At 71.4% G+C, this 22,022-nt stretch carries 21 protein-coding genes and 2 pseudogenes; 7 read left to right on the forward strand and 16 right to left on the reverse strand.

What is annotated here, in order from left to right; translation table 11 throughout:
- Nucleotides 1-49 precede the first annotated feature (49 nt).
- Nucleotides 50-1,324: a PucR family transcriptional regulator gene (locus tag H9L09_RS20530; protein ID WP_187578627.1), complete on the forward strand. Its 1,275-nt coding sequence runs from the start codon at nt 50-52 to the stop codon at nt 1,322-1,324.
- 24 nt (nt 1,325-1,348) lie between these two features.
- On the opposite strand, the gene H9L09_RS20535 is transcribed toward H9L09_RS20530, so the two are convergent.
- The 3 genes and pseudogenes from H9L09_RS20535 to H9L09_RS22865 all read right to left on the reverse strand — a co-directional run.
- A complete protein-coding gene (locus H9L09_RS20535) occupies nt 1,349-2,521 on the reverse strand; it encodes an acyl-CoA dehydrogenase family protein (RefSeq protein ID WP_187578628.1) in 1,173 nt (390 codons plus the stop codon).
- A gap of 80 nt (nt 2,522-2,601) precedes the next feature.
- Nucleotides 2,602-3,258 (reverse strand): acyl-CoA dehydrogenase family protein, encoded by a 657-nt coding sequence (locus H9L09_RS22330; RefSeq protein ID WP_246456142.1) that lies wholly within the window; start codon nt 3,256-3,258, stop codon nt 2,602-2,604.
- A 26-nt stretch (nt 3,259-3,284) separates the two neighbouring features.
- Nucleotides 3,285-3,755 (reverse strand): annotated as a pseudogene (locus tag H9L09_RS22865) (acyl-CoA dehydrogenase family protein); the annotation flags it as partial.
- An 85-nt stretch (nt 3,756-3,840) separates the two neighbouring features.
- Here H9L09_RS22865 and H9L09_RS20545 point away from each other — a divergent pair.
- Nucleotides 3,841-4,476 (forward strand): TetR/AcrR family transcriptional regulator, encoded by a 636-nt coding sequence (locus tag H9L09_RS20545; RefSeq protein WP_187578629.1) that lies wholly within the window; start codon nt 3,841-3,843, stop codon nt 4,474-4,476.
- A 14-nt stretch (nt 4,477-4,490) separates the two neighbouring features.
- On the opposite strand, the gene H9L09_RS20550 is transcribed toward H9L09_RS20545, so the two are convergent.
- The 9 genes and pseudogenes from H9L09_RS20550 to H9L09_RS20590 all read right to left on the reverse strand — a co-directional run bounded on the left by H9L09_RS20550 (nt 4,491) and on the right by H9L09_RS20590 (nt 13,871).
- Nucleotides 4,491-5,639, reverse strand: coding sequence for an acyl-CoA dehydrogenase family protein (locus H9L09_RS20550; protein WP_187578630.1), 1,149 nt, complete (start codon nt 5,637-5,639; stop codon nt 4,491-4,493).
- Nucleotides 5,636-6,829, reverse strand: coding sequence for an acyl-CoA dehydrogenase family protein (locus H9L09_RS20555; protein WP_187578631.1), 1,194 nt, complete (start codon nt 6,827-6,829; stop codon nt 5,636-5,638). Before H9L09_RS20555 ends, H9L09_RS20550 begins: the two co-directional genes overlap by 4 nt.
- Nucleotides 6,826-8,064, reverse strand: coding sequence for an acyl-CoA dehydrogenase family protein (locus tag H9L09_RS20560; RefSeq protein WP_187578632.1), 1,239 nt, complete (start codon nt 8,062-8,064; stop codon nt 6,826-6,828). Before H9L09_RS20560 ends, H9L09_RS20555 begins: the two co-directional genes overlap by 4 nt.
- Nucleotides 8,064-9,095, reverse strand: a complete 1,032-nt coding sequence (locus H9L09_RS20565) for a phosphotransferase family protein (protein ID WP_246456143.1) — start codon at nt 9,093-9,095, stop codon at nt 8,064-8,066. The genes H9L09_RS20560 and H9L09_RS20565 overlap by 1 nt, the downstream gene beginning before the upstream one ends.
- A gap of 40 nt (nt 9,096-9,135) precedes the next feature.
- A complete protein-coding gene (gene fabG, locus H9L09_RS20570) occupies nt 9,136-9,891 on the reverse strand; it encodes a 3-oxoacyl-ACP reductase FabG (RefSeq protein ID WP_187578633.1) in 756 nt (251 codons plus the stop codon).
- A complete protein-coding gene (locus H9L09_RS20575; RefSeq protein WP_246456144.1) occupies nt 9,888-10,694 on the reverse strand; it encodes an SDR family oxidoreductase in 807 nt (268 codons plus the stop codon). Before H9L09_RS20575 ends, fabG begins: the two co-directional genes overlap by 4 nt.
- Nucleotides 10,687-11,522 (reverse strand): annotated as a pseudogene (locus H9L09_RS22340) (SDR family oxidoreductase). Before H9L09_RS22340 ends, H9L09_RS20575 begins: the two are co-directional and overlap by 8 nt.
- Nucleotides 11,438-12,655, reverse strand: a complete 1,218-nt coding sequence (locus H9L09_RS20585; RefSeq protein WP_187578634.1) for an acetyl-CoA C-acetyltransferase — start codon at nt 12,653-12,655, stop codon at nt 11,438-11,440. Before H9L09_RS20585 ends, H9L09_RS22340 begins: the two are co-directional and overlap by 85 nt.
- Nucleotides 12,656-12,725: 70 nt before the next feature.
- Nucleotides 12,726-13,871, reverse strand: a complete 1,146-nt coding sequence (locus H9L09_RS20590) for an acyl-CoA dehydrogenase family protein (protein ID WP_187578635.1) — start codon at nt 13,869-13,871, stop codon at nt 12,726-12,728.
- Between the two features lie 103 nt (nt 13,872-13,974).
- Between H9L09_RS20590 and H9L09_RS20595 the strand changes: the two genes are divergently transcribed.
- A complete protein-coding gene (locus tag H9L09_RS20595) occupies nt 13,975-14,580 on the forward strand; it encodes a TetR/AcrR family transcriptional regulator (protein ID WP_187578636.1) in 606 nt (201 codons plus the stop codon).
- A 22-nt stretch (nt 14,581-14,602) separates the two neighbouring features.
- Here H9L09_RS20595 and H9L09_RS20600 read toward each other — a convergent pair whose 3' ends face one another.
- The 3 genes from H9L09_RS20600 to H9L09_RS20610 form a co-directional block, all read right to left on the reverse strand.
- Entirely contained in the window at nt 14,603-14,929 is a 327-nt protein-coding gene (locus tag H9L09_RS20600) for an SHOCT domain-containing protein (protein ID WP_187578637.1), read from the reverse strand.
- A gap of 12 nt (nt 14,930-14,941) precedes the next feature.
- Entirely contained in the window at nt 14,942-15,388 is a 447-nt protein-coding gene (locus H9L09_RS20605) for a DUF6325 family protein (protein ID WP_187578638.1), read from the reverse strand.
- A 77-nt stretch (nt 15,389-15,465) separates the two neighbouring features.
- Nucleotides 15,466-16,596: a site-2 protease family protein gene (locus H9L09_RS20610; RefSeq protein WP_187578639.1), complete on the reverse strand. Its 1,131-nt coding sequence runs from the start codon at nt 16,594-16,596 to the stop codon at nt 15,466-15,468.
- Between the two features lie 281 nt (nt 16,597-16,877).
- On the opposite strand from H9L09_RS20610, the gene H9L09_RS20615 reads away from it, so the two are divergent.
- Genes H9L09_RS20615 through H9L09_RS20625 form a run of 3 tightly spaced genes read left to right on the forward strand, consistent with a single transcriptional unit; the run spans nt 16,878 to nt 18,924 of the window.
- The gene (locus H9L09_RS20615) at nt 16,878-17,249 is read left to right on the forward strand and encodes an ArsR/SmtB family transcription factor (protein ID WP_187581034.1); all 372 of its coding nucleotides are present in this window, start codon (nt 16,878-16,880) and stop codon (nt 17,247-17,249) included.
- Nucleotides 17,246-18,010: a cation diffusion facilitator family transporter gene (locus H9L09_RS20620; protein ID WP_187578640.1), complete on the forward strand. Its 765-nt coding sequence runs from the start codon at nt 17,246-17,248 to the stop codon at nt 18,008-18,010. The genes H9L09_RS20615 and H9L09_RS20620 overlap by 4 nt, the downstream gene beginning before the upstream one ends.
- On the forward strand, nt 18,010-18,924 hold the full coding sequence (locus H9L09_RS20625) for a cation diffusion facilitator family transporter (RefSeq protein ID WP_187578641.1): 915 nt from the start codon (nt 18,010-18,012) through the stop codon (nt 18,922-18,924). Before H9L09_RS20620 ends, H9L09_RS20625 begins: the two co-directional genes overlap by 1 nt.
- A 125-nt stretch (nt 18,925-19,049) precedes the next feature.
- Here the strand turns inward: H9L09_RS20625 and H9L09_RS20630 are convergent, their stop codons facing one another.
- Nucleotides 19,050-20,618, reverse strand: coding sequence for a YfcC family protein (locus tag H9L09_RS20630; RefSeq protein ID WP_187578642.1), 1,569 nt, complete (start codon nt 20,616-20,618; stop codon nt 19,050-19,052).
- Nucleotides 20,619-20,797: 179 nt separating this feature from the next.
- Between H9L09_RS20630 and H9L09_RS20635 the strand changes: the two genes are divergently transcribed.
- A complete protein-coding gene (locus tag H9L09_RS20635; protein WP_187578643.1) occupies nt 20,798-22,021 on the forward strand; it encodes an arginine deiminase in 1,224 nt (407 codons plus the stop codon).
- Nucleotide 22,022 lies beyond the last annotated feature (1 nt).

Consider the following 22,022-nt stretch of genomic DNA (forward strand, 5'->3'; position numbering starts at 1 on the left):
GCCCCACCAGGGGTAGTCAAACTGTGCGCGGAGTGCGAACCTGGCCCGCATGGTCCAGCCCCCCGCTCCGCGCGGCCCCGCGCCCGCGCGGCCCCCGGAACCGGCTGCCGACGCCCTCGAGCGCCAGATCCGGCGCGCCTGGGCATCCCTGGTCGACCGCGCGGACGCCATCGCCGACGACATCTCGCTGACGCTGTTCGAGAAGGACCGCGAGTGGTACGACAAGGCCGGCCAGGACCTCCGCGCCGACGTCCGCAGCAGCACCCGCGAGCACGTCCGCCGCGGCATCCTCACCATGGCCGGGCGCGCCGAGCCGGGCAAGCGGGCCACCGACGTGTGGCGCGAGACCGGTCGGCGGCGGGCCCGGCAGGGCGTGCCGATGGAGCTGGTGCTGAACGCCTACAGCCTCGGCACCCGGGTGCTCTGGGAGGCGCTGCTCGAGCAGGGCAACCGCCAGGACCTCGGCGTCGACGACCACGTGCTGCTGATGGCCGGCCAGCGGATCTGGAACGCCCTCGACGTCCAGAACACCATCCTGGTGGAGTCCTACCGCCGCGAGGCCGCCCGGCTGGAGCGGCGCGACCTGCAGCGCCAGCAGAGCTTCCTCGACGGCTTGGTCGAGGGCAGGGGCGCCGACCCCGAGTTCGCGCGCGAGGCCGCTGAGAACCTGGGCGTCGGGGTGGACGAACCGGTCGCCTGCGTGGTGGCGCCGTTCGACGAGTCCCTGGACGAGCCGCTCCGCGCTCCGGAGGACCGGCTCGAGCGAGCCGGTCGGGTCTCGCACTGGCACGTGCGCGGGGGTGCCTACTTCGGGTTGGTGCCGCTCGGCGAGGTCGGCCACGACGACCTGCTGGAGATGCTCACCCAGATCGCCGCCGGGCGCGTCGGCGTGGCGATGGCGCCGGACGGCATCGCCGGCTTCGCCTCGGCCTACCTGCTCGCCACCCGGGTCGCCCAGACGGTGCCCCGCGGCCAGACGCAGGTCGTGGCCGTCACCGACCGGCTCCCCGAGGTGTTGTTGAGCGCCAGCCCCGAGGTCGCCTCGCTGGTGGTCGAGGAGTCGGTGGGCCCCCTGCTCGCACAGCCGCAGCACCAGGCGGACGTGCTGATCGAGACGCTGCTGGCACTGCTCGAGCACAACGGGTCGCCGACGCACGCCGCCGAGGTGCTGTACTGCCACCGCAACACCGTGATCTATCGGACCAAGCAGATCGAGCAGCTCACCGGCCGCAGCCTCCAGGTGCCGCGCGACCGGCTCATGCTCGTGCTCGGCCTCATCGCGACCGGTCGCTCCCAGCAGCGCTCCGCGGCGATCCAGGGGTGAGCCCGCCGATCCGCCGGTCGCGGGTCACCTGAAGGCGCTCACCCCGGTGAGGGCCTGCCCGATCATCAGCTGGTGCACCTCGGAGGTCCCCTCGTAGGTGAGCACCGACTCGAGGTTGTTGGCGTGCCGCAGCACCGGGTACTCCAGGGTGATGCCGTTGGCCCCCAGCAGCGTCCGGCACTCGCGGGCGATCGCGATCGCCTCGCGGACGTTGTTGAGCTTGCCCAGGCTGACCTGCTCCGGACGCAGCGTCCCGGCGTCCTTGAGCCGCCCCAGCTGGAGCGCCAGCAGCATGCCCTTGCCGAGCTCGAGGGTCATGTCGGCGAGCTTGGCCTGGGTCAGCTGGTAGCCGGCCAGCGGCTTGTCGAAGATCCGTCGGTCCCCGGTGTAGGCGATGGCGCTCTCCAGGCAGTCACGGGCGGCGCCGAGGGCACCGAAGACGATGCCGTAGCGGGCCTCGTTGAGGCAGGACAGCGGTCCGGACAGACCCTTCGCCTCCGGCAGCATCGCGGAGTCGGGCAGCCGGACGTCCTCGAGCACCAGCTCGGCGGTGACCGAGGCGCGCAGTGAGAGCTTCTTCTTGATCTCCGGCGCGGAGAACCCGGGCGTGCTGGTCGGCACCACGAACCCGCGGACCTTGTCGTCGGTCTGCGCCCACACGATCGCCACGTCGGCCACCGAGCCGTTCGTGATCCACATCTTGGTGCCGTTCAGCACCCAGTCGCTGCCGTCGCGGCGGGCCCGGGTGCGCATCCCGCCGGGGTCCGAGCCGAAGTCCGGCTCGGTCAGCCCGAAGCACCCGATGGCCTCCCCGGTCGCCATCCGCGGCAGCCACTCCTGCTTCTGCTCCTCGCTGCCCCACCGCCAGAGGGCGAACATCGCCAGCGACCCCTGCACGGAGACCAGCGAGCGCAACCCCGAGTCGGCCGCCTCGAGCTCCATGCAGGCCAGGCCGTACGCCGTGGCGCTCGTCCCCGCGCAGCCGTAGCCCTCGAGGTGCATGCCGAGCAGCCCCATCGACCCGAGCTCGCGGGCCAGCTCGCGCGCCGGGATCGTCGCGGTCTCGTACCAGTCGGCGACGCGCGGCTTGACCTTGTCCTCGACGTACTTGCGCACCGTGTCGCGGATCGCCCGGTCCTCCTCGCCGATCAGGGCGTCGGTGCCGAAGAGGTCGAGCGGGGTGTGGGTGGTAGCCACGAGATTCTCCTGGTGTGTCGGGGTGTGTCGGGGTGTGTCGGGGTGGTGGTCGCGGTGGGTGCCGGATCGGATGGGGTGAGTCAGACGAACGCGTTGACGCCGGTCTCGGCGCGGCCGACGAGCAGCTTCTGGATCTGGCTCGTGCCTTCGTAGAGCGTCATGACGCGGGCGTCGCGCATGTACTTCTGGACGGGGTACTCGTCGACGTAGCCGTAGCCGCCGAACACCTGGATCGCCAGGTTGGCGGCCCGCACGGCTGCCTCGGAGGCGAAGTACTTCGCCTTGGAAGCGGCCACGCCGAACGGCTCGCCGCGGTCGATGAGGTCGGCCGCCCGCCACACCAGCAGCCGTGCCGCGTCGGCGTCGACCGAGATGTCGGCGATCATGTCCTGGACGAGCTGGAACGAAGCGAGCGGTCGGCCGAACTGCTGACGCTCCCGGCTGTAGGAGACGGCCGCGTCCAGGCACCCCGCGATGATCCCGACGCAGCCGGCCGCGACCGACACCCGCCCCTTGTCCAGGGAGTGCATCGCGATCTTGAAGCCGTCTCCCTCGGCGCCGAGCCTCGTCGAGGCCGGCACCCGCATCGCGTCGAAGGCGAGCTCGGCGGTCGCCTGGCCCCGCAGCCCGAGCTTGCCCTTGATCTCGGTGCGGGAGAAGCCGAGGGTCTCGGTGGGGACCAGGAACGCGGAGACCCCTTCGGCCCGGGGCCGCCGGTGCGCGCGAACAGCAGGCACACGTCGGCCCAGGTGCCGTTGGTGATGAAGATCTTGGAGCCGTCGACGACGTAGTCGTCCCCGTCACGGACGGCCCGGGTGCGCAGGTTGCCGGCGTCGGAGCCGGTGTCCGGCTCGGTGAGGGCGAAGCAGCCGAGGCTGCGGCCGGTCGCGATGCCCGGCAGCCACTGCTGCTTCTGCGCCTCGGTCCCGTGCGACAGGATCACCTTGCCGACCAGCCCGTTGGACACCGAGACGATCCCGCGGACCGAGGAGTCGGCGCGGCCGAGCTCCTCCATCGCCACGCAGTAGGTGAGGTTGTCGGCACCGATGCCGCCGTACTCCTCGGGGATGGTCAGACCGAAGAAGCCGAGGTCACCCATCTTGGGGATGACCGCGGTGTCCACCGACTCGACGCGGTCCCACTCGGTGCGGTGCGGCACCACCTCGCGGTCGAGGAACTCGCGGGCCAGCCGCTGGAAGCTGCGCTGGTCGTCAGTCAGGCTCAGGTCCACCACAGAAGTCCTCCGAGAGTTACCAAACAGTGTTAGGTTTTGCTCACGCTAACCGCAACCCGCTGGTCATGGCAAGGAGTACGACGCGATGGGCCGTCCGCGCACCCCGCTGCTGAACCGCGAGCTGATCCGCGACACGGCGCTGCGGCTCATCGACGCCGACGGGCTCGCAGCCCTGTCGATGCGCCGGCTGGCCCAAGAGCTCGGCGTCCAGGCCGCGTCGCTCTACAGCCACTACCCGACCAAGGACGACGTCCTCGACGCCGTGGCCAACCTGCTCACCGCGGACGTCGACACCTCGGGATTCGCCGGAGGCGACTGGCGGGCCGGCCTGCTCATCTGGGGACGGGCCTACCACGCCGCGCTGTCCGCGCATCCGAACGCGGTGCCGGTGGTCGCCTCGGGCACCGGGCGCCGGGAGAGGTTCCTGGCGATGGCGGACGCGGTCCACGGCGGTCTGGTCGGCGCCGGCTGGCCGCCCCGCTACGCCACGATGATCGCCGGCTCGGTGAAGTACCTCGTGATCGGGGCGACCTCGACGCCGTTCGGCAGCGGCTTCGCCGACGACGTCCAGGTCTACCTGGACCGGTACCCCAACCTCACCCAGGCGCACCGACTGGCCGAGCAGGCCGAGCGCATCGACACCGACAGCTTCGAGCTCGGCCTCGAGGCGCTGGTGCGCGGCCTCGAGGACGTCTACGCGGCCGTGGGCCGGCAGCGGTAGCGGCAGCGGGCCGGTCAGGGCAGCGGAAGGTCCACCAGCCGGCTGAGGTGCAGCCGGTGTGCGGCCGGGGTGCCGAGCGCGATCTGGTCGGTCTTGGCGCGTTTGAGGTACAGGTGGGCCGGGTGCTCCCAGGTCATCCCCAGCCCGCCGTGCAGCTGCACGCACTCCTCGGCAGCCCTCACCGCGACGTCCGCGCAGTACGCCTGCGCGAGGGAGGCGGCCAGCTCCGCGTCCGGATGGTTCGCCGCGGTCGCCGCAGCGGCGTGTCGCGCCGCCGCCCGGGCGGACTCCACGACGACGTACAGGTCGGCGAGCCGGTGCTTCAGCGCCTGGAACCCGCCCAGCACCCGCCCGAACTGCCGGCGCTGCTGGAGGTAGGCGACCGTGGTGTCCAAGCACCACTGCGCGATCCCGAGCTGCTCGGAGGCGAGCAGGGCCGCCCCCACGGTCAGCGTCTGCCGCAGCGCCCGGGCGCCGTCCTCGACGCCGACCACGAGAGTCGAGCCGGCGCCGGCGAGCTCGACGTCGGCCACCTGGCGGGTCATGTCCAGGGAGAGGACCGGGTGGACCCGGGCGGCCGCCGTCTCGACCAGGTGCAGCTCCACGCCGGCGGACGTCGCCACCGGAACCAGCAACGCGTCCGCCTCGAGAGCGCCGGCCACCGAGGTGACGCGTCCCTCCAGTCCCCGCTCCCCCGCGAGCACCGACGGCCGGACCGCGAACGCGGCAGCGGACAGGGGTACGACGAGCGCGGCCGTCCGCTCCCCCGCCGCCAGCGCCGCAAGAAGCTCGCCGCGGGCACCCGGCCCGGGACCGGGCTGCGAGCCGGGCCCGTCGGGCAGCAGCGCGAGGGTGGCGAGCACCGAGCTGGTCAGGAACGGGACCGGCGCCACGGCGCGGCCGAGCTCCTCCAGCACGACGGCCGCCTCCCGGGCCGAGGCACCGGCACCGCCGGCGGCCTCCGGGACCAGCAGTCCGGCCAGTCCGAGCTCCGCGCCGACGAGCGGCCACAGCGACCCGACCAGCGACCGGTCCCCGTCGTAGAGGGCCACCACGTCTGCCGGGGCGCAGCGGTCGTCGAGCAGGCTCCGGAGGCTCGCGCGCAGCGAGTCCTCGACGTCGGTGTAGAGCAGGTCGAGGTCGTCGGTCGTCGCGTGCGTCATCGGGGCAGGTCCTTCCAGGCGATGTCCTTGTCGACCCGGGGCTCAGGGGGCAGTCCGAGCACCCGCTCGGCGACGATGTTGCGCAAGATCTCCGAGGTGCCGCCCTCGATCGAGTTGCCCTTGGCCCGCAGGTACCGGTATCCGGCGCCACGGCCGGTGAACTCGACGGTCTCGGGCCGGACCATGGTCCAGTCGTCGTAGCGCAGCCCGTCCTCACCGAGCAGCTCCAGCTCCAGCCCGGACAGCTGCTGGGCCAGCCGTGCGAAGCTCAGCTTCATCGCCGAGCCCTCCGGTCCCGGCGCCCCGACCGCCAGCTTCTGCTGCAGCCTGCGGCCGGTCAACCGGGCCACCTCCGCCTCCACCCACAGCGAGACCAGGCGCGCGTGCAGCTGCGGGGTGCGCAGCTCGGGGTGCTCACGCCAGGTGGTCGCCACCACCCCCGCCATCCCGCTCTCGCGCGGCGCCGCGCCGCCGCCGATCGCGACGCGCTCGCTCATCAGGGTCGCGGTGGCCACCCTCCACCCGTCGCCCTCCGCACCCACCCGCTGCGCGTCCGGGATCCGCACGTCGGTGAGGAACACCTCGTTGAACTCGGCCTCGCCGGTCATCTGCCGCAGCGGACGAACCTCGACGCCAGGGTCGCTCATGTCGCACACGAAGTAGGTCAGGCCGGCGTGCTTGGGCACCGCCGGGTCGGTGCGAGCCACGAGGATCGCCCACCGGGCACGGTGCGCGCTGGAGGTCCACACCTTCTGCCCGTTGACCACCCAGTCCTCGCCCGAACGCACTGCCCGGGTGCCCAGCGCCGCGAGGTCGGACCCGGCGCCAGGCTCGCTGAACAGCTGGCACCAGACCTCCTCACCGGTCCACAGCGGCTCCAGGAAGCGGCGCTGCTGCTCCTCGGTGCCGAACGCCAGGAGCGTCGGTGCCGCCATGCCGAGGCCGATCCCGTTGCGTCGCGGGTCGTTGTCGGGCGCCCCCGCGGTCGCGAGCAGCTGGTCGACGTACGTCTGGTCCGACGCGGGCAGCCCGAGCCCACCGAGGCCCTCCGGGAAGTGCACCCAGGCCAGGCCGGCCGCGAACCGGGCCCGCAGGAAGGCCGGACGCTCGGTGGAGCGTGGGTCGTAGCCGGCGAGCAGGGCCTCGACCCGCGCGCGCAGCCCCTCATGGCGGTCCGTGCCGCCGCTCACGCCGACCCGTCCGCACGCCGGGCCGCCTGCCGCCTGAGCTCGTTGCGGGCCAGCGCGTTCTTGTGCACCTCGTCGGGCCCGTCGGCGAACCGCAGCGTCCGGATGCCGGCGAACGCAGAGGCGAGCGGGAAGTCCTGCGACAGCCCGCCCGCTCCGTGCACCTGGATCGCCTTGTCCAGGATCCACTCGACGGTCTGGGGGGTCGCGATCTTGATCGCCTGGATCTCGGTGTGGGCACCGCGGTTGCCGACGGTGTCCATCAGCCAGGCGGTCTTGAGCACCAGCAGCCGCAGCTGCTCCAACCGCACCCGCGACTCCGCGATCCAGTCCCGGACCACGCCCTGCTCGGCGATCGGCTTGCCGAACGCCACCCGGTCCGAGGCCCGGTCGCACATCAGCTCGATCGCACGCTCGGCCACCCCGATCGAGCGCATGCAGTGGTGGATCCGGCCTGGGCCGAGCCGCGCCTGCGCGATCGCGAAGCCGTCGCCCTCGTCGCCGATCAGGTTCGCGGCGGGAACCCTGACGTCGCGGAGCTCGAGCTCGGCGTGCCCGCCGTGGTCGCGGTCGTCGTAGCCGAAGACCTCCATCCCGCGCTTGACCTCGACACCGGGGGTGTCCCGGGGAACCAGGATCTGGCTCTGCTGCCGGTGCCGGTCGGCGGACGGGTCGGTCTTGCCCATCACGATCAGGATCCGTGCGTCCGGGTTCATCGCGCCGGTGATCCACCACTTGCGGCCGTTGATGACGTAGTCGTCGCCGTCCCGCTCGATCCGGGTGGCGATGTTGGTGGCGTCGGAGGAGGCGACGCCGGGCTCGGTCATCGCGAACGAGGACCGGATCTCGCCGGCGAGCAACGGCTGCAGCCACTGCCGCTTCTGCTCGTCGGTGCCGAACATCGCCAGCACCTCCATGTTGCCGGTGTCCGGTGCCGAGCAGTTCAGGGCGGCCGGGGCGAGGTGGCCGCTGCGGCCGCTTATCTCCGCCAGCGGCGCGTATTGCAGGTTGGTCAGTCCGGCGCCGTGCTCGCCGGGGAGGAAGAGGTTCCACAGTCCGCTTGACTTCGCCTCGGCGCGCAGCTCGGCGAGCACCGGCACCCGGCTCCACGCCCAGGGGTCCTCGAGCGCGGCCAGCTGCTCGGCGAACACCCGCTCGGCCGGGTAGACGTGCTCGGCCATGAACGAGAGCAGCTCCGTACGGAGCTCCTCGGTCCTGGCGTCGTGGTCGAAGTCCATCAGCTGTTCTCCTTCATCGAGGTGATGCCGGCGGCGATCAGCGGTTCCACGACGGCACCGACGGTGTCGAAGCCGGTGCCGACGGTCTGGCCGTGCGTGTAGCGGTAGTGGATGCCCTCCAGGATCACCGCGATCTTGAAGGAGGCGAGCCCGAGGTAGAACCCCATGGCGGACAGGTCGCGCCCGCTCATGTCGGCGTAGCGGCGCAGCAGGTCCTCCTCGCCCAGGAAACCCGGGGCGGTGGAGGCGTCCGCGACCACGTAGCCGCTGCCGAGCCGGGCCATCCGCTGGTAGACCACCAGCAGCGCGACGTCTGTCAGCGGGTCACCGAGGGTGGCCATCTCCCAGTCGATGACTGCCGCCACCCGGTCCGCGTCGTCGACGAGGAGGTTGTCGAGCCGGTAGTCACCGTGCACGATCCCGGGCGCCGACACCGGAGTGGGCGACTGCTCGAGCAACCCGTGCAGCTCCTCGGCGCCGGCGAGCGGACGGCTGCGGGAGGAGTCCAGCTGCTGCTTCCAGCGGCGTACCTGGCGGGTCAGGAACCCGTCGGGCCGGCCGAAGCCGTCGAGCCCGACCGCCACCGGGTCGACCTGGTGCAACCCGGCCAGGGTGTCGATCATCCGGGTCGAGATCGCGGTCACGCGATCGGCACCGAGCCGCTCGAGCTGGTCGGCCCGACGGTACGGCGTCCCCGGAACCCGCTCCATCACGTAGAAGGGCGCGCCGATCACGCCCGGGTCCTGGCACAGGCCGTAGGTCCGCGGGACCGGGACCTCGGTGTCCTGCAGGGCGGTCATCACCCGGTGCTCGCGCGCCATGTCGTGGGCGGTGGCCAGCACGTGGCCCAGCGGCGGTCGCCGCACGATCCAGCTGCTAGCGCAGTCACCGACCTCATAGGTGAGGTTGGACTTCCCCCCGGCGATGAGCTGCGCGCGCAGCGGCCCTCGGGGCGTCGCGGGCAGGTGCCGGGCCAGCCGGTCGAGATCCAGCCCCGGCACGGCCGCCCGGTCCGACGTGCCCCCGTCCACCCTCAGGCCACCGGCACCGGGTCGGTCCCGCGGAAGGCTCTCATGCGCGGGGGCCGCCGGCGACGTAGACGACCTGGCCGGAGACGAACGACGCCTCCTCGCGGGCGAAGAAGGAGACCATCGCGGCGATGTCCTCGGGCTTGCCGGTGCGCGCGACCGGGATCTCCTTGGCCGCGGCCGCCTTGAAGTCCTCGAACGGCACGCCCACGCGCGCGGCGGTGGCCGCGGTCATCTCGGTCTCGATGAAGCCCGGGGCGATCGCGTTCGCGGTGACCCCGAACTTGCCGAGCTCGATCGCCAGCGTCTTGGTGAACCCCTGCATGCCTGCCTTCGCCGCGGCGTAGTTGGCCTGGCCCCGGTTGCCGAGCGCGGAGGTGCTGGACAGGTTGACGATGCGGCCCCACTTGGCGTCGATCATGTGCTTCTGGCTGGCCCGGCTCATGAGGAACGCGCCGCGCAGGTGCACGTTCATCACGGCGTCCCAGTCGTCGACCGTCATCTTGAACAGCAGGTTGTCGCGGGTGATGCCGGCGTTGTTCACCAGCACGGTGGGCGCCCCGAGCTCCTCCGCGACGCGCGTGACCGCGGCCTCGACACCTGCCTCGTCGGCGACGTCGACACCGACGGCGAGCGCCTTGCCGCCCGCACCCTCGATCGCGTCGACGACCGGCCGGCAGGCGGCCTCGTCGAGGTCGAGGACCGCGACCGCGAACCCGTCCTCGCTGAGCCTCCTGGCGACGGCGGCCCCGATGCCGCGGGCGGCTCCGGTGACGATGGCGGTGCGCTGGTCGGTCATGACTGCTCCTTCTGGTGGGTCTGGTGGGTGTGGTCCAAACGTTGCTGCAGCTTGCGCATCCCGGCAAGCCACTGGTCGGTGTGCCCGGCGCGGAACTCGTAGTAGGCCTGCACCTCCGGGTGCGGCAGGATCAGGAACCGGTCGTCCTGCAGGCCCTGCCACACCGCCTCGGCGACGTCCTCGGGCTGCAGGACGGTGTCGTGGCTCAACAGGTCGCGCAGCGGTCCCGCGTTGCCGAGCATCCGGGTGTCGACCCCTTGCGGGCAGATCGCCTGCACGGTGATCCCGCGGTGTCCATAGGTGGCGGAGAGCCACTCCGCGAACGCCACCGCGGCGTGCTTGCTGACCGAGTACGGCGCGCCGCCGAGCATCGTCAGCAGGCCGGCCGCCGACGCGGTGACGACCATCCGCCCCGCTCCGGCCTCCAGCCAGACGGGCACGAGGCGCTGCGCGGCGCGCACGTGCGCCATCACGTTGACCTCGATCGCCGTCGCCCAGTCCTCGGCCGGGGTGTCGAGACCGCGTCCCACGTCGACACCGGCGTTGGCGAAGTAGACGTCGATCGCTCCCAGCCGGTCCCGGGCCGCTTCGACCAGGGCGCTGACGCCGGCCTCGGAGGCGGCGTCGCCGGGCACCGCCGTACCCCCGATCTCCGCGGCCACGGAGGCTGCCGCGTCCGCGTCGAGGTCGTTGACCACCACCCGGGCCCCTTCGGCCGCCATCCTCGCCGCGATCGCCCGGCCGATGCCGTGGCCGGCGCCGGTCACCACGACCCCCGCACCGCGCACGTCCACCTCAGGCACCACCGGTCAGGGTCACGCCGCCGTCGACCACGAGGATCTGGCCGGTCATCCAGCCGGCGTCGTCGGAGAGCAGGAACGCGACGACGCTGCCGACGTCGTCGGGCACGCCGAGCCGCTTGAGGGGGTACGCCGAGGCGACCTCCTCCTCACGCCCCTCGTAGAGCGCCGTGGCGAACCGGGTCTTCACGACAGCCGGTGCCACCGCGTTCACCCGGATGTCCGGGCCGAGCTCGACGGCGAGCTCCTGGGTGAGGTGCGCGAGCATCGCCTTGCTCGCGCCGTAGAAGCCGATCCCCGGGGCCGGCCTGAGCCCGGCGACCGAGGAGACGTTCACGACGGATCCTCCGTGCTCGGCCATCCAGCCGCGGTGCACCTGCTGCACCCAGGACAGCGCGGCGAGACAGTTGACCTCGACGATCTTGCGGGCGGCGTCGAGGTCGAGCTCGACGAGCGGACCGTAGACCGGGTTGATCCCGGTGTTGTTGACCAGCAGGTCCACGCTGCCGAACGCCTCCAGCGTCCGCTTGACCGTGTCGGCCTGGTGCTCGACGTCGTCGCCCTTGCCGGCCACGGCGAGCGCGTGCTCCGCTCCCCGAGCCGCTGCACGGCCTCGTCGAGCGCCTCCTGCTTGCGGGCGGTGATCACCACCTTGGCCCCGTCGGCCACCAGCCGCTCGGCCACGCCGAGGCCGATGCCGCGACTGGCCCCGGTGACGATCGCGACCTTGCCCTCGAGCCGGCCGCTCACGACAGCCGCTCCAGGACCATCGCCATCCCCTGGCCCCCGCCGACGCACATGGTCTCGAGACCGAACTGCTTGTCGTGCCACTGCAGCGAGTTGATCAGCGTGCTCGTGAGCCGGGCACCGGTCATCCCGAAGGGGTGGCCGACGGCGATCGCGCCACCGTTGACGTTCAGCTTGTCGAAGTCGATCCCGAGCTCGCGGGCGGAGGGGATCACCTGCGCCGCGAACGCCTCGTTGATCTCGACCAGGTCGATGTCGTCGATGCTCATCCCCGCCCGGGCGAGCGCCTGCCTCGAGGCCTCGACCGGCCCCAGGCCCATGATCTCCGGCGACAGGCCGGTGACCCCGGTGGAGACGACCCGCGCCAGTGGCGTCAGCCCCAGCTCGGCGGCCTTGGTGTCCGACATGACCACCAGCGCGGCCGCGCCGTCGTTGAGCGCGCAGCAGTTGCCGGCGGTGACGGTGCCGTCCGGGCGGAACACCGGCTCGAGCTGCGAGACCTTCTCCAGGGTGACTCCCGCGCGGGGGCCGTCGTCGGTGGCGACCACGGTGCCGTCGGGCAGCGTCACCGGCGTGATGTCGCGCGCCCAGAAGCCGCTCGCGATCGCCTTCTCGGCGAGGTTCTGGCTCCGCACCCCGAACTCGTCCTGGTCCTGCCGGCTGACGCCCTTGAGCTGGGCGACGTTCTCGGCGGTCTGCCCCATCGCGATGTAGGCGTCGGGGAGCAGCCCGTCCTCGCGGGGGTCCGACCACGTGCCGCCGCCGGCTGCGAGCCGCTCGGTGCGCGACAGCGCCTCGGCGAACAGCGGGTTCCGGGTGTCCGGAAGGCTGTCGGAGCTGCCGCGGGAGAAGCGGCTGACGGTCTCGACACCGGCGGAGATGAACACCTCACCCTCGCCGGCCTTGATCGCGTGCATGGCCATCCGGGTGGTCTGCAGGCTCGAGGAGCAGTAGCGGGTGACGGTGGTGCCGGGCAGGTGGTCCATGCCGGCGAGCACCGCGACGATCCGGCCCAGGTTGAAGCCCTGCTCGCCGCCGGGAAGGCCGCAGCCCAGCATCAGGTCGTCGATGTCGTGCGCGTCGAGGGCCGGGACCTTCGCGAGGGCGGCGTGCAGCATCTGCACGGTGAGGTCGTCGGGACGCATCTGCTTGAGCGATCCCTTGTGGGCACGACCGATCGGGGACCGGGCGGTGGCGACGATGACTGCTTCGGGCATGGCGGTTGCCTTTCGGTGCGGCCGGCTGTCCCACGTGGCGGGGCAGCCGGGGCCGGGGTCTGGGTGCGGGTCAGAGTCCGAGGTCGCGGCCGATGAGCTCCTTCATGATCTCGTTGGAGCCGGCCCAGATCTTCGTCACGCGCGCGTCGCGCCAGGCCCGGGCGACCCGGTACTCGTTCATGAAGCCGTAGCCGCCGTAGAGCTGGACGCAGGAGTCGAGCACGTCGTTCTGCACCTGGGCCGACCACCACTTCGCCTTGGCCGCGTCGACGGCCGTCAGCTCCCCGTCGGTGTGGGCGAGCACGCACTGGTCGACGTAGGCCCGGGAGACCTCGATCTTCGTCACCAGCTCGGCCAGCAGGAACTTGTTGTGCTGGAAGGCCCCGATCGGCTGCCCGAACGCCTTGCGCTCCTTGGCGTAGTCGATCGTCTCCTCGAGGATCTGCGCCGCGTGGGCGATGTTGGAGACCGCGGCACCGAGCCGCTCCTGCGGCAACCGCTCCATCATGTGGATGAAGCCCTGGTCCACCTCGCCGAGGACGTTCGCCTGCGGGACCCGGACGTCGTCGAAGAAGAGCTCGGCGGTGTCGGACTCGGTCTGCCCCACCTTGTCGAGCTTGCGGCCGCGCGTGAAGCCGGGCATCCCGGTCTCCACCGCGAACAGGGTGATCCCCCGGGCCTTCTTCTCCGGGCTGGTGCGTGCCGCGACCACCACCAGGTCGGCGGAGTAGCCGTTGGTGATGAACGTCTTCGACCCGTTGAGGATCCAGTCGTCACCGTCGCGGACCGCGGTGGTGCGCAGCGCCGCCAGGTCGGAGCCACCGGAGGGCTCCGTCATGCCGATGGCGGTGAGCAGCTCGCCGGTGCAGAAGCCCGGCAGCCAGCGCCGCTTCTGCTCCTCGGTGCACAGGTCCACGAGGTACGGCGCCACGATGTCGCCGTGGATGCCGAAGCAGGAGGACAGGGCCGCGGTGACCTTGGACAGCTCCTCGCCGAGCACGGCGTTGTAGCGGTAGTCGCCCGCGGCCGAGCCGCCGTACTCCTCGGGGACCTCCAGCCCGAGGAAGCCCTGCTTGCCCGCCTCGATCCACAGGTCCCGGGGGAACGCCCGGTTCTCGATGAACTCCTCGCCCCGCGGGCGCACCTGCCGGTCGAGGAACTCGCGGACCGAGTCGCGGAACGACTCGTGGTCGGCGTCATAGATACGTCGTCGCACGGGACCTCACTGTGGGGTGACTAAGCGCTTGCTTACCTCAGCGCGTTGATTTAGCGTTCCCCACGGACCACGTGCACGTCAACCCCACCCGCCGAGGACCGTCATGAGCCAGATCACAGGCCGCCCGGACGACGGTGGGGCGCGCACGGATGCCCGCGACCGGCTGCTCGGAGCGGCGGTGGAGGCCTTCGCGGCGCGCGGGTTCCACGGCACCACGACCCGCGACATCGCAGCCGCGGCAGGGATGAGCCCGGCAGCGCTCTACGTGCACCACCGGTCCAAGGAGGACCTGCTCTTCCTGATCTCGCGCAGCGGCCACGAGGCGACGCTGCAGCTGGTGCTCGACGCCCTGGCGAGCTCGGAGGACCCGGTGGAGCAGCTGGTCGCCGTGGTCCGGGCCTTCACCGCCCACCACGCGCGCGGGCACACCCGGGCCCGCATCGTGAACTACGAGCTCTCGGCGCTCAGCGTCGAGCACCTCGGCGAGATCGCGACGCTCCGGCGTGCCATCGAGCGGCACGTCCGTGAGCTCGTCGAGTCGGGAGTGGCGGCCGGCGTGTTCCGCACCCCGGACCCGCGGATGACCGCGTTGGCACTGCTGTCGTTGGGCGTCGACGTCGCCCGCTGGTACCGCGACGAGGGCGAGTGGACTCCGGAGGAGATCGCCGAGCACTACTGCGGGCTGGCGCTGCGGATGGTCGGCCGCTGAGGTCCGGGCGACGCGTCCCGGATCAGGAACTCAGGACCCGTGCCTTCTGGGCGGCGAACTCCTCCTCGGTGAGGATGCCCTGCGCCTTGAGCTCGGCCAGGTCCTTGAGCTGCTGGATGGGGTCGACCGTCTGGGGCGGCGCCTCCCTCTGCCGGGGTGGTGCCACCGGCTCCTGGTAGGCCGGCTCCTGGTAGGTCTGCTCCTCGTAGGCCTGCTCGCGGTCGGCGGCGATCTGGGCGTCGCGGCCGGCGAACTTCTCCGCCTGCCGGCGCTGCACGCGGCCGCTCACCGCCGTCGCGGTCCCGGCCACGACCGCCGTACGGGCGATTCCTCTCACAAGTCCTGGCATCGTCTTCTCTCCTCAGGTGGTGGGTTCGAGGGCATCGAGGGCGGCCATGATGTCGGGGGCCGGGATGCGGGCGCTGGCGATGAGGTCGCCGCCGCTGTTACGGGCCGCCGCCACGAAGGGGATGGCCCAGCTGTTCTCGTAGACGATCAGCGCCGCCACCGTGTCCGGCTCCATCGCCTCGGCCGCCTCGCGCATGTCGTCGTCGCCGAGCAGACCGGAGCGGGCGCCGGAGAAGTAGGAGAAGCCACCCGCGTCGGAGCGCGGGTCGGTGAGCTCGAGGACCTCGATCGAGCCGTCGTGGTTCTTGCTCAGGACCATCAGGTCGTAGAGGCGGATGATGCCCCGGTCGACCAGGTCCACAAGCGCCTGGCCCGCCTCACCCGTGAGGCGGTCCTGCGGGAACTCGAGGAGGACGAAGTCGACGGGACCGTGGACGTTTGCCGTGGTGGTTGTGGTCATCACCCCACTGTCGGGTGCGGCGTCCGAAAGGGCCTCACCCGCAGGGGATGACCCGCCGACGCGGCGCACCTCGCCGGTCACGAGGTCCCGTCGCCGGCGCGGTGGGCCCGTGGCCGAGCCCGGCCCCGGGGCGGCGTCGCGACGGCACGCGAGAGGTCGGAGGTGGAGACGAGCCCGACTACCTCCCGGCCGGCGCCGTCGCTCAGCACGATCGCGCGACCGGGTTCCCGGCCCAACGTCCGCGCGGCCGTGGTGACCTCGTCGTCCTCGTGGACGACCGGCACGTCCTCCCCGGTGAGCATCACGTCACCGACCCGCACCGAGCGGCGCTCCTCCATCGGGACCACCCCCGCGCGGCGCAGCAGCAGGAGACCGACGAACCGCCCCTGGTCGAGCACCGGGTACGCCGGGTAGGAGGGCGTCCGCACGATCAGGTCACCGAACTCCTCGATGGTGCTGCCGACGTCCACCGTCACCGCCGCCGGCGTCATCACGTCCTTGACCCGCAGTCCGGCCAGCGCTCGGGCCGTCCGCGCCTCGCCCTCCTCCTGCCGGACCGCCTGCCACAGGAACCAGCCGATGAGCACGAACCAGATGCCTCCGTAGCCGTAGGCGCCGAACAGGCTGGCGACCCCGAGGGTGACCAGCACGACGGCAAAGGCGCGCCCGGCCCAGGCGGCGTAGATGGTCGCCGTCGCCGTGTCGCCGGTGCGGTGCCAGATCAGCGCATGCAGCAGCCGGCCGCCGTCCAGCGGCAGTGCCGGCACGATGTTGAAGACCAGCAGCAGCCCGTTGATCCGGGCCAGGTAGTCGGGCACCCCGGTCCAGGCGTCCGAGAGCCCTAGCGCGTGGCCGGCCGCGGCGACGGCCAGGAAGACGACGGCGAGGGCCGCGGACGCCAGCGGCCCGGCGATCACGACCCGGAACTCCGCCCCGGGGCCCGGCAGCGGCTCCTCAGCACGCGACACCCCACCGAACAGCCACAGCGTGATGTCGCGCACCGGTACTCCCTCGCGCAGCGAGCGCAAGGTGTGGCTGAGCTCGTGCACCAGGACCGAGGCGAAGAACAGCAGGGTGGCGGCGGCGGCCATGAGGAAGCAGGTCAGCGTCGAGAGAGCGGGGTAGGCGCTCGGGAACAGCCCCGTCGCCAGCGAGAAGAAGACCAGGGCCAGGATCACCAGCCAGCTCCAGTCGACCTTGACCGGCACGCCCTTCACCCGGAAGAGAACGACGAGCCTGCTCCCTGTTCGTCCTGCGGTCGACCGGCCGCCGCCGGGAGGCCGCCACTCCCCTCTTCACGCTAGGCCGGGTGCCGGACCTCTCCCACCGGCACAACGTCGTCGCCTGCCGGGACCTTGGGCCCGCGCCGGCCTTACCGGGTGCGTGTAAGGGACGCTGGAGTGCCGGGGGGATGGCCCGGCCGGTGCTGGGAGACCCGCATGCGACCGACCAGGACGACGTGCGTGCGCGATAACATCGCAGCATGGCGATGATAGAGACCCTGGTCGATGGTGTCGGAACGGGCGCCGAAGCCGCCGCGGTGACGGCAGCGGCCTGCTTGTTCCACGGGTTCAGCGACAAGTCCCGGCTCACCATCGTGCAGCACCTGGCCCTCGGTGAGCACCGGGTGGTCGACCTGACCCGACACCTCGGGCTGGCTCAGTCCACGGTGAGCAAGCATCTGGCCTGCCTGGCGGACTGCGGCATCGTCACGGCGCGCCCAGCGGGGCGGGCCTCGGTGTACTCGTTGAGCCATCCGGAGCAGACCCTGGATCTGCTGGCGGCCGCCGAGCGGCTGCTCGCAGTGACCGGGGATGCGGTCGTGCTGTGCCCACGCTTCGGGGAAGGAGCGGTTCGATGACCCGCACGCTCGCCCACCCCCCAGACGTCACCACCGCGCGGCGTCGACAGCTGGGCCGCCGCGCCCAGCTGCTGGCCGGCGCCTCGGTCTCGTACAACGTCGTGGAGGCAGTGGTCTCGGTGGCCGCCGGAGCGGCGGCTTCTTCGGTCGCGCTGGTCGGCTTCGGTCTCGACTCGTTGGTCGAGGTGGGTTCCGGCCTGGTCATCTTGTGGCAGTTCCGTCACCCGTTGCCCGAGACCCGGGAACGGCAGGCGCTGAAGCTGATCGCGATCTCGTTCTTCGCGCTCGCCGCCTATGTGGGCGTGGAGTCCGCGCGGACCCTTCTCGGCGCGGGCGAACCTGAGACTTCGCGGCTCGGGATCGGGATCGCATTCGCCTCGCTGCTCGTGATGCCCGCCCTGTCGTGGGCGCAACGCCGAACCGGCCGGGAGCTGGGCTCGGGCAGCGTGGTCGCCGACTCCAAGCAGACGCTGCTGTGCACCTACCTGTCCGCAGTGCTGCTGGTGGGGCTGCTGCTGAACGCCACGCTCGGCTGGGGCTGGGCGGACCCCGTCGCTGGGCTGATGATCGCCGCGGTCGCGGTCCGCGAGGGCTTGGAGGCGTGGCGCGGCGAGAACTGCGGCTGCGGCCCCGGGCCCGGGACCGGCGCCTTGGCCGAGGGCACCGAGCACTGCGTCGACGACTGCTGCTCGCCTTCAGACAAGGACGGCCACGCACCAGCGCCGCTCACCATCCCCACGTCCCCCGAGGAGCGGCACTGATGGGCGCCGACCACGGCCACGCGGCTGCCGACCTGGTCGACCACCGTGGCCGCCTCGCGGTGGTCCTCGGACTCACCGTGACCGTCCTGGTGGTCGAGGTGGTCGGCGCGTTGGTCTCCGGCAGCCTGGCACTGCTCGCGGACGCCGCGCACATGCTCACCGACGTGGCCGGCCTCACCCTGGGCCTGGTGGCCGCTGTGCTGATGCGCCGGCCCGCCACCGACGCCCGCACCTGGGGCTACCGCCGCGCGGAAGTCCTCGCCGCGGCCGCCCAGGCCGCGGTCCTGCTCGCGGTCGGCATCTTCGTGCTCGTCGAGGCGGTCCGGCGCATGATCGACCCCCCGGACGTCACCTCCGGGGCGATGCTCCTCTTCGGTGCCATCGGGTTGGTCGCCAACCTGATCGGCCTGCTGGTCCTGCTGGGGGGGCGGTCCGCGAACCTGAACATGAGGGCCGCGTTCCTCGAGGTGCTCAACGACGCGTTGGGCTCCGTCGCGGTCCTGCTCGCCGCCGGCGTGATCGCCGTCAGCGGCTGGATGCGCGCCGACGCCGTCGCCTCCCTGGTCATCGGCCTGCTGATCATCCCGCGCACCTTCGCGCTGCTCCGCGAGGCCGTCGACGTACTGCTGGAGTCCACCCCCAAGCACCTCGACCTCGCCGAGGTGCGCGAACGGATCCTCGCGCTGCCGCACGTGCAGGACGTGCACGACCTGCACGCCTCCCAGGTCGCCACCGGGCTGCCGGTGCTGACCGCGCACGTGGTGGTCGACGACTCCTGCTTCCACGACGGCCACCTCGGCTCGATGCTCGACGAGCTCCAGCACGCCATCGACCGTGACTTCAACGTCGAGCACTCCACCATCCAGTTCGAGTCCGGCTCCCACGCCGACCACGAACACCAGACGCACGCCTGACCGACACGGTCACGGGGGAGGTACGCCAGGGTGGTGTTGATGGATGGTGTGGGTGTGCGACTTGTCGGACATGTGCCTCAGCCTCCGAACAGAACCGCCGCCCTCACCATCGAGTTTCCGGCCGGTCAGAGTCGTGAGCCGATGGCCGCGAAGGCCGTGCACATGATCAGGAGCCCGACGATCAGCGGCGCGGTGAAGCGCAGCCACTGGTCGTAGCGCACCTTGGCGAGCGCCAGCCCACCCATGACCACCGCCGAGGTCGGGGTGATCAGGTTCACCACGCCGGAGGCCGACTGGTACGCCGTCACCACCATCGCCCGGGAGACATTGGCGAAGTCGCCGAGCGGCGCCAGGATCGGCATCGCCAGCGCGGCATGGCCGGACGTCGAGGGCACCAGGAAGGCCAGCGGCAGGTTGATCAGGAACATCAGGCCCCCGAAGACCGCGGAGGAGGTGTTGCTCACGGCGTTCTCCATGGAGTGCAGCACCGTGTCGGTGATCTGGGAGTTGTTCATGATCACCGTGACCCCACGGGCGAGCACGATGATCAGCCCGACGCCGACGAAGTCGCCCGCCCCACGCACCAGCGTGTCGGTCAGCCGCTTCTCCCCCAGACCGCCGATGAGTCCGACCACGATCGACATCACGATGAAGAGGGCCGCCAGCTCCGGGAAGTACCAGTCCAGCTGCCAGCTGTAGCTCGTCGCGTCCGGGCCGTTGATCACCTGCGCCCACGGGACGATCGCGAAGATCATGAACGCGAAGGTGAGCGCGACGATCGTCAGCACGCTCTTGTGCTTGCGGGTGAGCGGCGGTGGCGTCCCGACCAGGTCGGGGTTCTTCTCCGCGAACTCCCCCTGCGTCCCGGCGCCTCGAGCCGCGAGCACCTGGTCCTCCGCCCGGAGGCCCACCAGCGACTTCGACGGGTCCGCCTTGACCCGGCGGGCATAGCGGAGCACGAACAGGATGCTCAGCGGCACCAGGACGAGGTACATCACGAACCGGAACACGATGCCGTCCCCGATCGAGATGCCGGCGGCGTCCGAGGCGACGCCGGTCGCGAAGGGATTCACGGTGGAGGCCAGCACCCCGACCCCCGCGCCGATCATGATCGTGGCCGCGGCCACCATCCGGTCGTAGCCCAGGCTGAGGATGAGCGGTACGACGAGCGCGTAGAAGCCCAGCGTCTCCTCGGCCATCCCCTCGGTGGTCCCGCCGATCGAGAACAGCACCATCAGCATCACGATCACCAGCGCGCCCCGGTGCCCGTAGCGCTTGGCGACATGGGCGACGCCGCTGTCGATCGCACCGGTGGACATCGACATGGCGATGAAGATGCCGATCGCGATCACGAACATGAAGACGCCGGCAGCACCGAAGAGCTCGCCGGTCTCGTAGGGGCCGATGAAGCCGGTGTCACCACTGCGGATCCCGTAGAGCCCGTTGATCGGGCTCAGGAACAGCTGCATCAGTCGGTCGGTGAACGACAGCCCCGCGTCCACGGAGTGGTAGGTGCCGGGGACCGGTGCCCCGGTCTCGGGGTTCAGCTTGTAGGCCCCCGTGGGGATGATGAACGCCAGCACCCACACCAGCACGGTGACGCCGAAGAGCACGGTGAACGCGCTCGGGAAGGTGAACCTCTTCTTCTGGCCGGCTGGCTCCACGCCGGCCGACTGGACATCTGCGGTGGCCACGGGGGTCCCTTCCCTTCTCGACGTCTGACACCTCAGGACAGCAGCGGGACGGTTGCTCGGACCGCTGCCCAACGGCCCCTCGCAGGGGGCCGTTGGGCCCTGAGTAGGGCCCCGCCGACGGAGCACCCTTGGGCCCACAGGCGCCTGCCCGAGGCTGCCTGCCCGAGAAGAGGTCGTCGATGAGCATGCACGTGGACTCCGAGGTCGGACGACTCAAGCAGGTGATCCTGCACCGGCCGGACCTGGAGCTGAAGAGGCTGACCCCGACCAACAAGGACGCCTACCTCTTCGACGACGTCCTGTGGGTCAAACGGGCCAAGCAGGAGCATGACGCGTTCGCCGAGTCTCTGCGCGACCTCGACGTCACCGTGCACATGCTGGACACCCTCCTGCGCGAGACCGTGGCCGTCCCCGAGGCGAAGGACTACATCCTCCGGGCCTCCCTCGACGAGCGGGTCTACGGGCCGATGGCGCTCGACGCGCTGTTCGCGATGTTCACCGCGCTCGACGACGACAGCCTGGTGAAGTACCTCATCGGGGGGATCACCAAACGCGAGCTGCTGGACCATGTCGAGGAGCCGAAGTCGCTGGTCGTCCAGGCCCTCGACCTCGAGGACATGCTGCTGCCGCCGCTGCCGAACCACATGTTCACCCGGGACACCTCGGCCTGGATCTACGACGGCGTCTCGATCAACTCGATGCGCAAGCGTGCTCGTGAGCGCGAGACGATCCACTACGAGGCGATCTACCGCTGGCACCCGCTCTTCGCCGATGCCGACTTCGAGGTGTGGTCCGAGGGCACCGTCAACGGCATCGCCACCACCGAGGGCGGCGACCTGCACGTGCTCGGGAACGGCGCGGTCCTGGTCGGGATGAGTGAGCGGACCACTGCGCAAGGCATCGAACGGCTCGCCGGCAGGCTCTTCGCCAAGGGTTCCGCGCAGCGGATCGTCGCGCTGGCGATGCCGCAGAAGCGGGCGTTCATGCACCTCGACACGGTGATGAGCATGGTCACCGAGGACACGTTCACCAAGTACGCCGGCCTCGGGATGCTGCCGTCGTACACGATCGAGCCGGGCGGCACGGAGAAGGAGCTGAAGATCACCGCGCACGCCCCCGAGGACATGCACCGCGCGATCGCGGACGCCCTCGGCGTGGAGCGGATCCGCGTGCTCACGCCCACCCAGGACGTGCACGCAGCGGAGCGCGAGCAGTGGGACGACGGCTGCAACGTGCTCGCGGTCCGTCCCGGCGTGGTCGTCGCCTACGAGCGGAACGTCACGACCAACACCTTCCTGCGCCGGGAGGGTGTCGAGGTGGTGACCATCCAGGGCAGCGAGCTCGGACGCGGCCGCGGCGGACCCCGCTGCATGACCTGCCCCATCGAGCGCGAAGGGATCTGAC

The organism is Nocardioides mesophilus (assembly GCF_014395785.1).
GTDB lineage: Bacteria > Actinomycetota > Actinomycetes > Propionibacteriales > Nocardioidaceae > Nocardioides_B > Nocardioides_B mesophilus.

Excerpts from the sequence above, each read along its gene's own strand:
- H9L09_RS20530 (WP_187578627.1), top strand. The coding sequence starts at position 50 with ATGGTCCAGCCCCCCGCTCCGCGCGGCCCCGCGCCCGCGCGGCCCCCG.
- H9L09_RS20545 (WP_187578629.1), top strand. The coding sequence starts at position 3,841 with ATGGGCCGTCCGCGCACCCCGCTGCTGAACCGCGAGCTGATCCGCGAC.
- H9L09_RS20550 (WP_187578630.1), bottom strand. The coding sequence starts at position 5,639 with ATGACGCACGCGACGACCGACGACCTCGACCTGCTCTACACCGACGTC.
- H9L09_RS20560 (WP_187578632.1), bottom strand. The coding sequence starts at position 8,064 with ATGGACTTCGACCACGACGCCAGGACCGAGGAGCTCCGTACGGAGCTG.
- fabG (WP_187578633.1), bottom strand. The coding sequence starts at position 9,891 with ATGACCGACCAGCGCACCGCCATCGTCACCGGAGCCGCCCGCGGCATC.
- H9L09_RS20585 (WP_187578634.1), bottom strand. The coding sequence starts at position 12,655 with ATGCCCGAAGCAGTCATCGTCGCCACCGCCCGGTCCCCGATCGGTCGT.
- H9L09_RS20595 (WP_187578636.1), top strand. The coding sequence starts at position 13,975 with ATGAGCCAGATCACAGGCCGCCCGGACGACGGTGGGGCGCGCACGGAT.
- H9L09_RS20600 (WP_187578637.1), bottom strand. The coding sequence starts at position 14,929 with ATGCCAGGACTTGTGAGAGGAATCGCCCGTACGGCGGTCGTGGCCGGG.
- H9L09_RS20605 (WP_187578638.1), bottom strand. The coding sequence starts at position 15,388 with ATGACCACAACCACCACGGCAAACGTCCACGGTCCCGTCGACTTCGTC.
- H9L09_RS20615 (WP_187581034.1), top strand. The coding sequence starts at position 16,878 with ATGATAGAGACCCTGGTCGATGGTGTCGGAACGGGCGCCGAAGCCGCC.
- H9L09_RS20620 (WP_187578640.1), top strand. The coding sequence starts at position 17,246 with ATGACCCGCACGCTCGCCCACCCCCCAGACGTCACCACCGCGCGGCGT.
- H9L09_RS20625 (WP_187578641.1), top strand. The coding sequence starts at position 18,010 with ATGGGCGCCGACCACGGCCACGCGGCTGCCGACCTGGTCGACCACCGT.
- H9L09_RS20635 (WP_187578643.1), top strand. The coding sequence starts at position 20,798 with ATGAGCATGCACGTGGACTCCGAGGTCGGACGACTCAAGCAGGTGATC.